This is a genomic window from Mycobacterium ulcerans subsp. shinshuense, assembly GCF_002355775.1.
In the GTDB taxonomy this organism is placed as follows: domain Bacteria; phylum Actinomycetota; class Actinomycetes; order Mycobacteriales; family Mycobacteriaceae; genus Mycobacterium; species Mycobacterium marinum.
Map to the genome: position 1 here is coordinate 2,011,040 of NZ_AP017624.1, position 14,143 is coordinate 2,025,182.

Below are 14,143 nucleotides of genomic sequence, written 5' to 3' on the forward strand. Positions count from 1 at the left end.
GGCGCCAGGGCCCCGGTTTCAGCCGATACCGGGCGAACAACCGACACAAGTAAGGCATCAGCATGGCTGTTGTAACCATGAAGCAGCTGCTTGACAGCGGCACCCACTTCGGGCACCAGACCCGTCGTTGGAATCCCAAGATGAAGCGGTTCATTTTCACCGACCGCAACGGCATCTACATCATCGACCTTCAGCAGACGCTGACCTTCATCGACAAGGCGTACGAGTTCGTCAAAGAGACCGTCGCCCACGGTGGAACCGTGCTGTTTGTCGGCACCAAGAAGCAGGCGCAGGAGTCCGTCGCAGCCGAAGCGACCCGCGTCGGCATGCCGTACGTGAACCAGCGCTGGCTGGGTGGCATGCTCACCAACTTCTCCACCGTGCACAAGCGGCTGCAGCGCCTCAAGGAGCTCGAGGCCATGGAGCAGACCGGTGGCTTCGAGGGCCGCACCAAGAAAGAGATCCTGGGCCTGACCCGGGAGAAGAACAAGCTCGAGCGCAGCCTCGGTGGTATTCGCGACATGGCCAAGGTGCCGTCGGCGATCTGGGTTGTCGACACCAACAAGGAGCACATCGCCGTCGGCGAGGCCCGCAAGCTGGGTATCCCGGTCATCGCGATCCTGGACACCAACTGCGACCCCGACGAGGTCGACTACCCGATCCCGGGCAACGACGACGCGATCCGCTCGGCCGCGCTGCTGACCAAGGTGATTGCCTCCGCGGTCGCCGAGGGCCTGCAGGTACGTGCCGGAGCGGGCCGCGGTGATGGCAAGCCTGTGGTCGAGGCCGCGGAGCCGCTGGCCGAATGGGAGCAGGAGCTGCTTGCCGGTGCCACTGCCGCCGCCCCGGCCGAAGGCGCTGTCGCAACCGAAACAACCCCCACGGAAGGCTGAAATGGCGAACTTCACCGCTGCCGATGTCAAGCGACTTCGGGAGCTGACCGGTGCTGGCATGCTCGCGTGTAAGAACGCGCTCGCCGAAAGCGACGGAGACTTCGACAAGGCCGTCGAGGCGCTGCGGATCAAGGGTGCCAAGGACGTCGGCAAGCGCGCCGAGCGTGCGACCGCCGAGGGTCTGGTTGCTGCCAAGGATGGCGCGCTCATCGAGCTGAACTGCGAGACGGACTTCGTCGCCAAGAATGCGGAGTTCCAGAAGCTTGCCGACGACATCGTCGCTGCGGCGGTGGCGTCGAAGGCCGCTGATGTTGACGCGCTCAAGGCGGCCAGCATCGGCGGTCAGACGGTCGAGGAGGCCATCGGGGCGCTCTCGGCCAAGATCGGCGAGAAGCTGGAACTGCGTCGCGTCGCGATCTTCGGCGGCACGGTCGAGACCTACCTGCACCGTCGGGCGGCCGACCTGCCGCCGGCGGTCGGGGTGCTGGTCGAGTACACCGGTGCCGGTGCCGAAGCGGCGCATGCGGTGGCACTGCAGATCGCCGCGCTCAAGGCGCGCTACCTCTCGCGCGAGGACGTGCCCGAAGACCTGGTGGCCAGCGAGCGCCGTATCGCCGAGGAGACCGCAAAGGAAGAGGGCAAGCCCGAGCAGGCGCTGCCCAAGATCGTCGAGGGCCGGCTCAACGGCTTCTTCAAGGACGCTGTGCTGCTCGAACAGCCCTCGGTGTCCGACAGCAAGAAGAGCGTCAAGGCTCTGCTCGACGACGCTGGTGTGACGGTCACGCAGTTCGTACGGTTCGAGGTGGGCCAGGCCTAGCTTGGGCTACCGTCGACCGTATGGTCCGTGTCCACGCTTTCGGTGACGACGTCCTCGGTGACCTTGACGCTGTCGGCCTAGCCGATGCCATCCGGTCCGGCCAGTTGGGTGCGGTCGAGGTTGTCGAGGCCGCCGTCGCGCGGACCGAAGCGGTCAACGCCCGGCTCAACGGCGTGGCGCACGCCGATTTTGACCGGGCGCGAGACGCGGCTCAGCAGCACGGGCGCGGGTCGGGGCGCGGCTTCTTCGGCGGGGTGCCGAGTTATATCAAGGACAACGTCGACGTCAGTGGCCTGCCGACGATGCGGGACTGACGCGTGGGTGCCCCGTCGGGCCGGTACCGACAGTGAGATTGCCCGGGAACTGCTGTCTACCGGATTGATCGCGTTGGGTAAGACGCAGATGTCGGAGTTCGGCTTCTGCGCCGCGGCCGAGCATCCCCGGTTGGGCCCGGTCCGTAATCCGTGGAATACCGACCACACCGCGGGCGCCTCCTCGTCGGGATCGGGGGCGTTGGTGGCCGCGGGCGTGGTGCCGATCGCGCACGCCAACGACGGCGGGGGTTCGATCCGAATTCCGGCATCCTGTAACGGCCTCGTCGGGCTCAAGCCGTCGCGCGGTCGGCTGCCATTGAATTCGCAATTGCGCCGACTGCCACTGGTCATCGTCGCCAATGGTGTGCTGACCCGGTCGGTGCGCGACACCGCTGCCATCTACCGCGAGGTCGAGCGCAGCTGGCGGCCGAGTGGATTGCCACCCATCGGGGACGTCACCCGGCCCGGCACCGAGCGGCTCAAGATCGCGGTGGTGACTCGCTCGGTCGACGGTGAATGCGGCACCGAGATGCGGGAACTGACATTGAAGACCGCCGGGCTTCTCGAGGAACTTGGGCACCGGGTCGAATATGTCGAACAGGTTCCGGTACCGGAGTCTTTGCCCGACGACTTCATCTTGTACTGGGGCTTCTTGGCCACCGCGCAGGTGCTTACCGGCCGCTATTCTTTCGGTAAGTCGTTCGATCGCAACCGGTTGGACAGTTTGACACTCGGGTTGGCTCGCCACGCCAACCGCAATGTGCACCGCTTACCCACGGCGGTGGCCCGGTTGCGTACGCTGCGGCGGCACACAGAGCGGTTCTTCCAACGCTATGACGTGGTACTCACGCCTACCCTCGCGGACCCGCCGCCGCAGGTCGGCTACCTTTCGCCCACTGACTACCACCAGGTCATCGAGCGGCTGCGCAAGTGGGTCACCTTTACTCCGCTGCAGAACGTCACCGGTGACCCGGCGATTTCGCTACCGCTGGCCCAATCCTCGGATGGGTTGCCGGTGGGCATGATGCTCACGGCTGACATCGGCCGCGAAGCCCGCCTGCTCGAGCTGGCCTACGAATTGGAGGAAGCGCAGCCTTTCGCGCGCATCCACGTACCCGGGTGAATGTAGACGTGCCCGCTATTCGGTGCCCAGCATCTCCAGCATCCGATTGAACTCACGCTGCTCAGCTGGGGTCAGCTTGGCCAGGATGCGGTCATCGGCGCCGCGCACGACGACCTCCGCGCGCTTCAACAAGGCCCGTCCGGGTGCGGTCAAGGTGGCAGGCAGGGCGCGACCGGAGGGCACTGATGCTGGGCGCGATACCGCGCCGACCTCTTCCAATTTGCGCAGCACCGTGTTCATCGCCTGCGGTGTGACATTGGTGTGGCGGGCCAACTCGGCGCTGGACAGGCCGGGCGACGCCGAGAGTATGCGTAGACAGACGAATTCCGGCAACGTCAGCCCCAGGGGGCTCAGTGCGGTAGAAACCTCTGGCCGCAGCACCGCTGCGGCCCGGTAGAGCAGGAACCCTAGCGGGGCTTCTTCGGCTTGACCCATGTCAACCATCCTGACATATCGCGCGGAAGGCGGTCGCGATCGTCGCCGGGAAGCGCTTGATTCAGCAAAGGCCGGCAATTGATGCCGCTGTAAGAGGTGATGCCAATGATGCTGCAGTGTAAAAGGAAACAAACTGAAAATGCACAGTCCCCGCAGGCAGATCGGTGTGGCAAAACAATTCCCGGGTTATCGGTGTTTGGGTCCGGCGGCACCCGGAAACCCAGTTGAAAGCGGTTGGTCCCCATGGCGGGGCGGACTGTTTGAACGACACGAGAGAGAGGGGATAACCGTGGAGTTGATTGCTACCACCATGAAGACGGCTGTGGGGGCCGCGGCCATTGCGGCGGCAAGCGTTTTCGGCGCAGCGTCAGCGTCGGCCGCGCCACCGACTATTCAAGGCTTCGGGACCAGCGAACGGCTCGTCGACGGGCCCATGGTCACCTCCTACACGGTCGGTAACCTGCAGCTCAGCGATGTCACCATTGCGGGCTACCTACCTCAGGGACAGCTTTACTTCGCCGACGTCACGGCTCGGTCCGTGACCGGAACGATCACCCCGCTGGTGTCGAGCTTCAGCGCCCGCGCGGCCAACGGTGACACCTACGGAGTGGTCAACGAAGTCCCGGCACCCGGTGGCCTCAATCCCGCACCGATCCTGCAGGGCAACAGCCAAAGTGGCGTCCTGTACTTCGATGTGACCGGCCCACCGCCTAATGGCGTTGTGTACAACGACGGCGTGCAAGACGTTCTCATCTGGACCAGTAACGTCTGATTGCGCACCGCTAGCCGACATCCTCCCCGCGTCATCTGGCGCGGGGAGGGTTGTTTGTGCCGCCGAAATCCGTTCGATTGGCTGAGTCGTGGGTCTGGCAAACGGGTACTCCTTCGCCATGAGCGCAACCGACACGAGTGCAACCGACCCCAGGCCGGAACCGCTACGGCGACAAGCTCAGCGCCATGCCGAGCGGGCGAGAGTGGCGATGGATGACAAGCGTGAGCGCCGCGACGGCGGACTCAGCGGTTGGGTGGCGCAACGAGCGGGGCGGTGGGACCTAGATGGCCAAGACGAGGCCACCCTGCAGCGGCAGAAGTTTTTCTGGAATCTGTTGGTCGACTACTGGTTTCGCATGGAGATCGACGGCTGGGAAAACATCCCGGATTCGCCGGCACTGCTGATCGGCATTCACTCGGGTGCTCCCTTTGTCTGGGATGCGTGGACGGTGGGACTGCAGTGGTGGCGGCGGTTCGGTCCGCAGCGTCCGCTGCACGGTACGGCTCACGATGCGCTGATGGCGATTCCGGGTATTGGGCGCTACTTCCGGTCTATGGGAGTGCTCCCCGCCGCTCCGGACGCGATCGCCACGGCGTTGGCCGAGGGCCGCGGCGTGGTGTTGTGGCCGGGCGGCGAGGTGGATTCATTGCGTCCGTGGACCGAGCGCGACTGTGCCAACCTGGCCGGGCGCAAGGGATTCGTGAAGATGGCGATTCGTGCCGGAGTCCCGATCGTGCCGATTGCGACCGTCGGCGGGGCGGACGCGATGCCGGTTCTGATCCGGGGGGGCCGTCTGTCGCGGGTGCTACAACTTGACCGGCTGCTGCGCTTGAAGGTGTTCCCGCTGGCAATCTCACTGCCATGGGGGATTGCGCCAGCTGCCCTGCCCCAGCTGCCGTTGCCGGCCAAGATTCGCACCCGGTTTATGCCCGCGATCGATCTTGACCACGATCCCGACCGCACCGATGACGATGCGTACATCGACGACATCTACCACCAGGTTGAGGACAGCATCCAACACGGGATGGACGCGTTGGCGCGCAAGCGCGCTCTGCCCCTGTTCGGGTGATCAACGGACGAGGACCTGTTCGGTCGGCACCGAAATGTCTTGCGGCTCTGGCCCCGAACCCGGGCTGAGTACGGGTTGTCGGGCGGTCCATCGGGGCGGCGGTGGCGTTACCGCCATATAGCCCACGCCCCGCACGGTATCGACCATCGATTCGTGGTCTGCTCCCAGCTTGGCGCGCAGTCGCCGCACATGAACGTCGACGGTGCGGGCCCGTCCGTTGCAGTCGTAGCCCCAGACTTCATGCATGAGCCGCGTGCGGGTGAAGGCTTGTCCGGCGTGGCGGACGAGAAAGTGGAACAGCCGAAATTCGGTGAGTGTCAGGCCTAAGGCTTCGCCGGCCACGGTGACCGTGCAACTGTCTGGGTGAATGGCGAGGTCGCCGAATTCCAGGGTGCCTTTGCGGGCCCGGCGGCGACGCATGACCGCCAGCCGCAGCCGGGCCCGCAGCTCGGCCGCGCCGGCCGCCGCCAGCAAGACGTCGTCGAAGTGCCAATCGATGTCGATGTCGACGAAGTCGGCCGCGGCGACAACTGCAACCACCGCAACAGACGGCGCGTTGGCGGTCAGCCGTCGGCAGGCGCTGCGGGCAGTTGTCAGGTCGGAGCGCGCGTCGATCATCGCGACATCTGGGCCGGCCCAATCCGGTGGGTCGGCAGCGTCTAGCCGCGCGTGTTGTATTACCGATGCGAACGACTTCAACGTCGGCAGAGTCGATTCGAAGTCAGCGGCATTGCTGAGCAAGAGGACTCTCAAAAAACATCTCTCAACCCCTCGCGGGGTTCCGGCCACCCCGGTCCGCATGCATCTCCCGGGGAGATGTCTCACGGCAGCACTGGGTACCCCTTTTCGGCCGCAACTATTCCGCCCCCTCGTGCCGGTGGCATGCACGACAGTCCAGAACAAGTCGGTGGGCCCGATCCGTGTCCGGACCGGGCCCACCTCTCCAACAAGCCTGCTTGGTCCCCAGCGGGGCGCCGCGGTTGGGGTCAACGGCCCGCGCTCGATGGCGGATTCCCGGGGCACCGGCCGTTCAAACATCGCTGCGCCGGTGTCCGCGACCTGACACCGGGCACGCTTTTGGTGCCGTTGGATATGAGCGGACACCCCGGCTACCCCGGAGCAGTGCGATGAGGCAGGATATGAGAGGCCGTTCCGGGTGGTTGCCGGGATGGCACTCTCATGCGAGGAGATTCATGACGGAGTCCGACGTCGCCGGTGGGGCGGCTCCGAAGCCGGAGCCGGCAAGCGCCAACGGCGTACCGGCAGCTCCTGTTTCGGGGTCGGTGTCGCAATACAAGCGAGTATTGCTCAAGCTGGGTGGCGAAATGTTCGGCGCCGGTCAGGTGGGCCTGGATCCCGACGTGGTGGCACAGGTGGCCCGGCAGATCGCCGAAGTGGTGCGCGGTGGCGTACAGGTGGCGGTCGTGATCGGCGGGGGCAACTTCTTCCGCGGCGCCCAGCTTCAGCAGCGCGGTATGGAGCGGACCCGGTCGGACTACATGGGAATGCTCGGCACCGTCATGAACAGTCTCGCGTTGCAGGACTTTCTTGAAAAAGAGGGCATAGCTACCCGAGTTCAGACCGCGATCACCATGGGCCAGGTGGCTGAGCCATACCTGCCGTTGCGCGCCGTTCGCCACCTGGAGAAGGGGCGAGTGGTGATCTTCGGCGCCGGCATGGGGTTGCCCTACTTCTCGACGGACACGACGGCGGCGCAGCGCGCACTCGAGATCGGGGCCGACGTGGTTCTGATGGCCAAAGCGGTCGACGGGGTGTTTGCCGAGGATCCGCGGGTGAATCCGCACGCCGAGCTGCTCGCCGTGATCAGTCATCGGGAGGTCATCGACCGAGGGTTGCGGGTCGCCGATGCCACCGCATTCAGTCTGTGCATGGACAATGGCATGCCGATTCTGGTGTTCAACCTGTTGACCAACGGCAATATCGCCCGTGCGGTCGCTGGTGAGAAAATCGGAACGCTGGTCACCACCTAAGAGGAAGACTCAATGATCCGCGCTTGCGACGATGGAGGGCGCAGCGATGAGGAGGAGCGGCGCAATGATCGATGAGGCTCTCTTCGATGCAGAAGAGAAAATGGAGAAGGCCGTATCGGTAGCCCGTGAAGACATGGCGACAATCCGCACCGGCCGCGCGAACCCCGGAATGTTCTCCCGGATTGTTATCGACTACTACGGCACCCATACCCCTATCACTCAGCTGGCCAGCATCAATGTCCCCGAGGCGCGAATGGTGGTCATCAAGCCGTATGAAGCCAATCAGTTGCATGCGATTGAGACGGCAATTCGCAATTCCGACCTCGGGGTGAATCCCACCAACGACGGCACCATCATCCGAGTGGCCGTACCGCAGCTCACCGAGGAACGTCGGCGCGACCTGGTCAAGCAGGCCAAACACAAGGGCGAGGAAGCCCGGGTCTCGGTGCGTAACATTCGGCGCAAGGCGATGGAAGAACTGCACCGCATCCGCAAGGACGGCGAGGCGGGCGAGGATGAGGTCGCCCGTGCGGAAAAGGACCTCGACAAGAGCACCCACCAGTACGTCGCGCAGATCGATGAGCTGGTCAAGCATAAGGAAGGCGAGCTGCTGGAGGTCTAACGACCTCTCAGCAGCTGAGTCCGTTTAGGTCCGTGGCCAACACCGACGCCACCACCGGCACCCCGGCCGACGAGCCGGTGCAAGAGCCGCCGAAAAAAGCATCACGAGCTGGGCGCGACCTGCCCGCGGCCATCGCGGTGGGCCTCAGCATTGGTTTGTTCCTGGTTGCGACGTTGGTGTTCGCGCCGCGCGGTTGGGTCGCGATCTGTGCGTTTGCGATGGTCGTCGCTACCCACGAGGTGGTGCGGCGGCTACGTGAAGCCGGGTATCTGATTCCGGTTGTTCCGCTGCTGATCGGTGGACAGCTAACCGTCTGGCTGAGCTGGCCATACGGCGTTCGCGGTGTGCTAGCCGGGTTCGGGGCCATGATCGTGGTTTGCATGTTCTGGCGGCTGTTCATGCAGGACAACCTGCCGCACGACGGTGCTGGCAGCGACGGGGTGCCCGCGTCGGGAACCTATTTGCGCGATACCTCGACCACCGTTTTTCTGGCCGTTTGGGTTGTGCTATTCGGTTCCTTCGCCGCGATGCTGGTCTACCCGCCTAACGGCACCGGATGGGTGTTCTGCGTGATGATCGCGATCATCGCGTCCGATGTCGGGGGATACACCGTGGGTGTGCTTTTCGGTAAGCATCCGATGGTCCCCACAATCAGCCCCAAGAAGTCCTGGGAAGGTTTTGCCGGTTCGCTGTTCTGCGGGATCGTTGCAACGACTATCACGGCGACATTCCTGGCGCATGAACCCCCCTGGGTGGGTGCGCTGCTCGGGGTGCTGTTCGTGCTCACCACCACGCTGGGTGACTTGGTGGAGTCGCAAGTCAAGCGTGACCTCGGCATCAAAGACATGGGGCGGCTGCTACCCGGCCACGGAGGTTTGATGGATCGGCTCGACGGCGTTCTGCCGTCAGCGGTGGCGGCCTGGATCGTGATGTCACTGTTGACCTGACAGAGTCAGTCAGCCCCGATGTGACAGCCGGGTCCGGCTCGGAGAAGATGCGGCAGCTGCTTGAGGCGTAACGCATCTTCGGTAGATCCATGCCTTCCAAATGCGTTCCATCCGCCAGAGAGCTCATTTCTGGCGGATTTGCATTTCGCAATTGTGAGACGCAACGAGTCGCTCCCGGCAGACGGAACTGCAGTTCGCGTAATCGAGGTGAGATTGCCGCCAGGGCTCCGGCGTTGTTGATTAGCAGGCTTGTGAGCTGGGGAATTGTGGATTGAGGAGGTGTAGGCGGCGGTTGGCGGTCAAAGCGGTGATCCGGCAGGCTTCGGCGATGTTGTCGGCGCCGTTGAGGCGGTGCAGATTGATCGCGGTGTTGCGTAGCGTTGCTAGGACCTGTGCGCCGTTTCCGGTATGTGCCCTTTGACGGTCTTCGTCGAAGGTGACGTCGCGTATCCAGTGCAGGCTGTTCTCGATTCCCCAGTGTTGACGCATCCAGGTCATGATCGCGGTAGGGCGGGCGTGCTCGAACGGCAGGCTGCAGATGGCATAGACCACCTCCACGCTGCGCTGGTCGGTGGCGGTGATCAAGCGTTCACGAGTGATCCGGATGATTTGTTTTGCGTAGGGGAAGCCGATTCCTCGTGCAGCGGTGATGATTTGCAGGGTGCGGGTCTCGACACGGCCGTGGCCGCGGGAGTCGTCGGTAGCGGCTGCGGGCACCTCGGCCCAGGGCAGCGCGGTGATACGCGCAAGTATTTTGGCTTGGTTGGACTTGACGATCATCAGGTAGTGCGACTTCAAGGTGGCGCAGATCAACTTCGCGGTGACGACCTGGGTATGCATCGCATCCACGGTGACCAGCCACCGCAAGCTACCCGGCAGCAGCGTGAGCAGGGCACGTACGCAGGGAATTTCATTGCTTTTCTCGGCGACAGCGAGTTGACCGAGCACCAATCGGGCACGGTGGGCGAACACCGACACGAGATGCGTGGCTGTCGCTTTGGCGCGTAAAGCACCACGCAGCATCTTGCCGTCCAACGCGATCGGCACCAATCCGCTGGGGTCGCTGCTGGCCACGTGTGCAGTGAAGTAACTGCCCATCCTGGCGTTGAGGTCGGCGGGGTCTAGCCGAGACAAAACAGCGCGGAAGGTCTTCTCACTGGGCCGCCGGAACCGGACCCCTAATTGGGCCAACACATCATCGGGAGCGGTGGCCGCCCATGTGGCAAAACCAGCATAGCCGCGCATCCCCGCGGCAGTGGCCAGAACCGCGATCGCCAACAAAGCCATCAGCGAATACCTCCGACCGCGTGGGTCCCTCGGGTCTGGCACCGAGGCCAACACATCGAGAAACTCCGATCCGATGAGCTCGCTGCGCTCACCAGGACTCCAGCGGTCGAACACCTCTGGAACCGACGACACAGGCAATACTGAAACGGTAGGCACGGGCAACTCCAGACCAACGACGAACAGTAACCAACTCGATCGTTCTCCAGATAGCCCGTGCCTACACTCCGGCCCCAATAGCGCGGCACCAAAGATCATCAACCCAGCTCACAAGCCTGCTAATCAACAACGCCGGAGCCCTGTACGTGCGCCTCGGAACGGGGCTTTGTCTATCACGGCTTCTTCCTTTCTGGGAAGCGCTTCTTGACCGCGTCACTTGCACGGGCAAACGCCATCGTTTGTTGCGCGCAGATTTGCCGCGGCGGTAGTAGCGGTTGTGTTGTGGTGCGCACGTCGGCATGCGTCATTGCGCTGACGTGTTTCCGCTGTCCGGCGGCTGGCGTGGGTGAATGAAACTCGAGTTGCCGCGACGCGGATGGGAGCGAGCCGTAGCGGGGCAGGTTGACGTCGCCGACCTGGCACCTGTGGATCCGGCTGCCTGGAACCGTGTTGGGTTCGCATGTCAGCACTATCGGGTTCCGACCTTTACAAATCCTTACCGTCGCCCGGTCGGTCGGCGTCAATCGCCGATGATCACCGGGGCAACCCGCGTTAAGCGGTGCAATTTCTCGCGTGCGGTGTTTGAATAGTCGGGCATTTCCCCAGGTTGTGGGATTTCCAACCAGCCGCCGGTGATCTTGGGCGTCACTGTTGAACCGCAGGGCGCAAACGCCGCTGGGGTTACGGCGCGCCGCTTATCCGGGTGAGCCGTCTAGGGGACAGGCCACGTAGGCCCGCAAAAGGTAGTTCTCATCATTCGCTCATGGCGACCATGACGGCCTGTTGAAAGCTCAGCGCGCTGCCTTGGTTCCAAGCCTCCTGATATTCCGCGTCGTCGAGCCCGGCGCGGGAGCGCTGTTCACACTCGTCGTGAAGTCCGGAGAAAAGTGCCATCAGCGGAAATCCAGTAGCCGGGCTCAGCACATTGGCCGCCGCCATCAACACGACGGCACGCCGGAAGTCCTCATTGGATCCGGCGCACCACGCCAGTGCCTCAAAATACTGCGCGGCCATCCACCGCTCATTGAGTGCTCGACAAATTTGGATACCCTGCTGGAGCTGTTGCTCGGCGCGTTCGAACTCGCCTCGGCGCCATGAACTAATTCCGGTGCATACCAACACATATGATCGTTGCAACGATTCGCCGTGGGATTCGGACACGGCAAGGGCCTTCTCGAACCAGTCTGACGCCTTCTCAACATCGCCCCAAAAGAGAGAGTCTCAACCCATGAGCAACATCGCGCAGCCCTTGGATTGCAGGTCGTCGGTTGCCGACGCAGCACGTCGGAGACAGTCTCGCGCGCGTTCGAAATCACCGTTGATCATCGCCATATGGCCGTCGGTGCATTCGAGCACGGCAATTACTCGTCGATCGGCCAGCGATTCGTAAAGTTGGCGTGCCTACGCTACTAGCTCCGTCGCTCTCGGCAAATTGCCGCGAAAATTTGCGAACTCCGAAATGTGAGCCAACGCTCGGATGCGTTCGGGGCTGGGGCAGGGCTCCGGCGTTGTTGATTAGCAGGCTTGTGAGCTGGGGAATTGTGGATTGAGGAGGTCTAGGCGGCGGTTGGCGGTCAAAGCGGTGATCCGGCAGGCTTCGGCGATGTTGTCGGCGCCGTTGAGGCGGTGCAGATTGATCGCGGTGTTGCGTAGCGTTGCTAGGACCTGTGCGCCGTTTCCGGTATGTGCCCTTTGACGGTCTTCGTCGAAGGTGACGTCGCGTATCCAGTGCAGGCTGTTCTCGATTCCCCAGTGTTGACGCATCCAGGTCATGATCGCGGTAGGGCGGGCGTGCTCGAACGGCAGGCTGCAGATGGCATAGACCACCTCCACGCTGCGCTGGTCGGTGGCGGTGATCAAGCGTTCACGAGTGATCCGGATGATTTGTTTTGCGTAGGGGAAGCCGATTCCTCGTGCAGCGGTGATGATTTGCAGGGTGCGGGTCTCGACACGGCCGTGGCCGCGGGAGTCGTCGGTAGCGGCTGCGGGCACCTCGGCCCAGGGCAGCGCGGTGATACGCGCAAGTATTTTGGCTTGGTTGGACTTGACGATCATCAGGTAGTGCGACTTCAAGGTGGCGCAGATCAACTTCGCGGTGACGACCTGGGTATGCATCGCATCCACGGTGACCAGCCACCGCAAGCTACCCGGCAGCAGCGTGAGCAGGGCACGTACGCAGGGAATTTCATTGCTTTTCTCGGCGACAGCGAGTTGACCGAGCACCAATCGGGCACGGTGGGCGAACACCGACACGAGATGCGTGGCTGTCGCTTTGGCGCGTAAAGCACCACGCAGCATCTTGCCGTCCAACGCGATCGGCACCAATCCACTGGGGTCGCTGCTGGCCACGTGTGCAGTGAAGTAACTGCCCATCCTGGCGTTGAGGTCGGCGGGGTCTAGCCGAGACAAAACAGCGCGGAAGGTCTTCTCACTGGGCCGCCGGAACCGGACCCCTAATTGGGCCAACACATCATCGGGAGCGGTGGCCGCCCATGTGGCAAAACCAGCATAGCCGCGCATCCCCGCGGCAGTGGCCAGAACCGCGATCGCCAACAAAGCCATCAGCGAATACCTCCGACCGCGTGGGCCCCTCGGGTCTGGCACCGAGGCCAACACATCGAGAAACTCCGATCCGATGAGCTCGCTGCGCCCACCAGGACTCCAGCGGTCGAACACCTCTGGAACCGACGACACAGGCAATACTGAAACGATAGGCACGGGCAACTCCAGACCAACGACGAACAGTAACCAACTCGATCGTTCTCCAGATAGCCCGTGCCTACACTCCGGCCCCAATAGCGCGGCACCAAAGATCATCAACCCAGCTCACAAGCCTGCTAATCAACAACGCCGGAGCCCTGCGGGTCACCCGCCTATACCGCTCCGGAGTTGTTGGCTGGTGAATCGCCTAACGCCGCGTCGGATGTGTATGCGCTTGGAGCCAGCCTGTTTGCCGGATTGACGGGCGATGCGGCGTTCGAACGGCGCAATGGTGAGCAGGTAGTGGCGCAATTCCTGCGGATCGCCAATGAGTCGATCCCGGATTTGCGTGACAACAATATTCCCACCCAGGTGGCGGACGTGGTCAATGCGGCGATGGCCCGCGAGCCCGGGGATCGCCCTTCGGCGCTCAAGCTGGGTGAAATGATCCAGCAGGCCCAAGCCGATCTTGGGCTGGCTGTTGATGCGATGGCGCTGCCGGAAGCCAACGGTGAGGAGGGAATTCGGTCGGCGCGCCGGATACCGACGGGGGCGCGTTCCGGGGCGGAGCGCTACGGACCGGGCCGGGTGCCGGTTCTGCCGGCCGGGCTGGTGGGACGCCGCGACGAGCTGGCGCAGTTGCGAAAGTCGTTGTACAGCTCGCGGCTGGTGACGGTGACGGGCATGGGTGGAGTCGGAAAAACCACGCTCGCGATCGCCGCGGCCGGCCAGTTGCGCGCCGAGTTCTCCGATCAGGTGTGGCTCGTCGAGCTCTCCGAGCTACGCGACGGCGACATGCTAGCTGAGGTCGCCATCGCCGCCCTGGGGGTCTGCGATCAAACGGGCGCGCCGCCAACCGACGTGCTTGTCGAATTTCTTGGCCACGGCATGACTCTGCTGGTGATCGACAACTGTGAACCGATCATCGACGCGGTAGCCAAACAGGTCGACAACTTGCTACACCACTGCCCGCAGCTACACATTCTGGCTACCAGCCGTGAAGTCCTCGATATCGAT

The 14,143-nt window shown here is 63.5% G+C and carries 13 protein-coding genes and 2 pseudogenes; 9 read left to right on the top strand and 6 right to left on the bottom strand.

The window, feature by feature from the left end; all coding sequences use genetic code 11:
* Positions 1-62 precede the first annotated feature (62 nt).
* From rpsB to SHTP_RS09120, 3 genes and pseudogenes are all read left to right on the top strand, one after another.
* Entirely contained in the window at positions 63-893 is an 831-nt protein-coding gene (gene rpsB, locus SHTP_RS09110; RefSeq protein WP_096370391.1) for a 30S ribosomal protein S2, read from the top strand.
* A 1-nt stretch (position 894) separates the two neighbouring features.
* Positions 895-1,710, top strand: coding sequence for a translation elongation factor Ts (tsf, locus tag SHTP_RS09115; RefSeq protein ID WP_011740116.1), 816 nt, complete (start codon positions 895-897; stop codon positions 1,708-1,710).
* 20 nt (positions 1,711-1,730) lie between these two features.
* Positions 1,731-3,147, top strand: a pseudogene (locus tag SHTP_RS09120) (amidase).
* A gap of 15 nt (positions 3,148-3,162) precedes the next feature.
* Here SHTP_RS09120 and SHTP_RS09125 read toward each other — a convergent pair.
* Positions 3,163-3,582 (bottom strand): MarR family winged helix-turn-helix transcriptional regulator, encoded by a 420-nt coding sequence (locus tag SHTP_RS09125; RefSeq protein WP_096372396.1) that lies wholly within the window; start codon positions 3,580-3,582, stop codon positions 3,163-3,165.
* 289 nt (positions 3,583-3,871) lie between these two features.
* Here SHTP_RS09125 and SHTP_RS09130 point away from each other — a divergent pair, with 289 nt between their 5' ends.
* Together SHTP_RS09130 and SHTP_RS09135 are read left to right on the top strand one after the other, a co-directional pair.
* The gene (locus SHTP_RS09130; RefSeq protein ID WP_096370392.1) at positions 3,872-4,354 is read left to right on the top strand and encodes an MPT63 family protein; all 483 of its coding nucleotides are present in this window, start codon (positions 3,872-3,874) and stop codon (positions 4,352-4,354) included.
* A gap of 118 nt (positions 4,355-4,472) precedes the next feature.
* A complete protein-coding gene (locus SHTP_RS09135) occupies positions 4,473-5,423 on the top strand; it encodes a lysophospholipid acyltransferase family protein (protein WP_096372397.1) in 951 nt (316 codons plus the stop codon).
* Here SHTP_RS09135 and SHTP_RS09140 read toward each other — a convergent pair whose 3' ends face one another.
* The gene (locus tag SHTP_RS09140) at positions 5,424-6,224 is read right to left on the bottom strand and encodes a winged helix-turn-helix domain-containing protein (RefSeq protein ID WP_172900528.1); all 801 of its coding nucleotides are present in this window, start codon (positions 6,222-6,224) and stop codon (positions 5,424-5,426) included.
* A gap of 392 nt (positions 6,225-6,616) precedes the next feature.
* Between SHTP_RS09140 and pyrH the strand changes: the two genes are divergently transcribed.
* From pyrH to SHTP_RS09155, 3 genes are all read left to right on the top strand, one after another.
* The gene (pyrH, locus tag SHTP_RS09145; RefSeq protein WP_096370394.1) at positions 6,617-7,414 is read left to right on the top strand and encodes a UMP kinase; all 798 of its coding nucleotides are present in this window, start codon (positions 6,617-6,619) and stop codon (positions 7,412-7,414) included.
* A 64-nt stretch (positions 7,415-7,478) separates the two neighbouring features.
* Positions 7,479-8,036, top strand: coding sequence for a ribosome recycling factor (frr, locus tag SHTP_RS09150; protein ID WP_012393625.1), 558 nt, complete (start codon positions 7,479-7,481; stop codon positions 8,034-8,036).
* A gap of 32 nt (positions 8,037-8,068) precedes the next feature.
* Complete coding sequence (locus tag SHTP_RS09155; protein WP_011740124.1) at positions 8,069-8,983, top strand: phosphatidate cytidylyltransferase; 915 nt, start codon at positions 8,069-8,071, stop codon at positions 8,981-8,983.
* A 240-nt stretch (positions 8,984-9,223) separates the two neighbouring features.
* Here the strand turns inward: SHTP_RS09155 and SHTP_RS09160 are convergent, their stop codons facing one another.
* From SHTP_RS09160 to SHTP_RS09175, 4 genes are all read right to left on the bottom strand, one after another.
* Positions 9,224-10,426 (bottom strand): ISAs1-like element IS2404/ISMul1 family transposase, encoded by a 1,203-nt coding sequence (locus SHTP_RS09160; protein ID WP_420872975.1) that lies wholly within the window; start codon positions 10,424-10,426, stop codon positions 9,224-9,226.
* 520 nt (positions 10,427-10,946) lie between these two features.
* Positions 10,947-11,075: a hypothetical protein gene (locus SHTP_RS29745; RefSeq protein ID WP_020725846.1), complete on the bottom strand. Its 129-nt coding sequence runs from the start codon at positions 11,073-11,075 to the stop codon at positions 10,947-10,949.
* Between the two features lie 104 nt (positions 11,076-11,179).
* Positions 11,180-11,440 carry a hypothetical protein gene (locus SHTP_RS28750; RefSeq protein ID WP_231991733.1) on the bottom strand — a complete coding sequence of 87 codons (261 nt, stop codon included), beginning with the start codon at positions 11,438-11,440 and terminating at the stop codon, positions 11,180-11,182.
* Positions 11,441-11,941: 501 nt separating this feature from the next.
* On the bottom strand, positions 11,942-13,144 hold the full coding sequence (locus tag SHTP_RS09175; RefSeq protein WP_420872976.1) for an ISAs1-like element IS2404/ISMul1 family transposase: 1,203 nt from the start codon (positions 13,142-13,144) through the stop codon (positions 11,942-11,944).
* Between the two features lie 147 nt (positions 13,145-13,291).
* On the opposite strand from SHTP_RS09175, the pseudogene SHTP_RS30675 reads away from it, so the two are divergent.
* Positions 13,292-14,026, top strand: a pseudogene (locus SHTP_RS30675) (protein kinase domain-containing protein); the annotation flags it as partial.
* Positions 14,027-14,143: the final 117 nt, after the last annotated feature.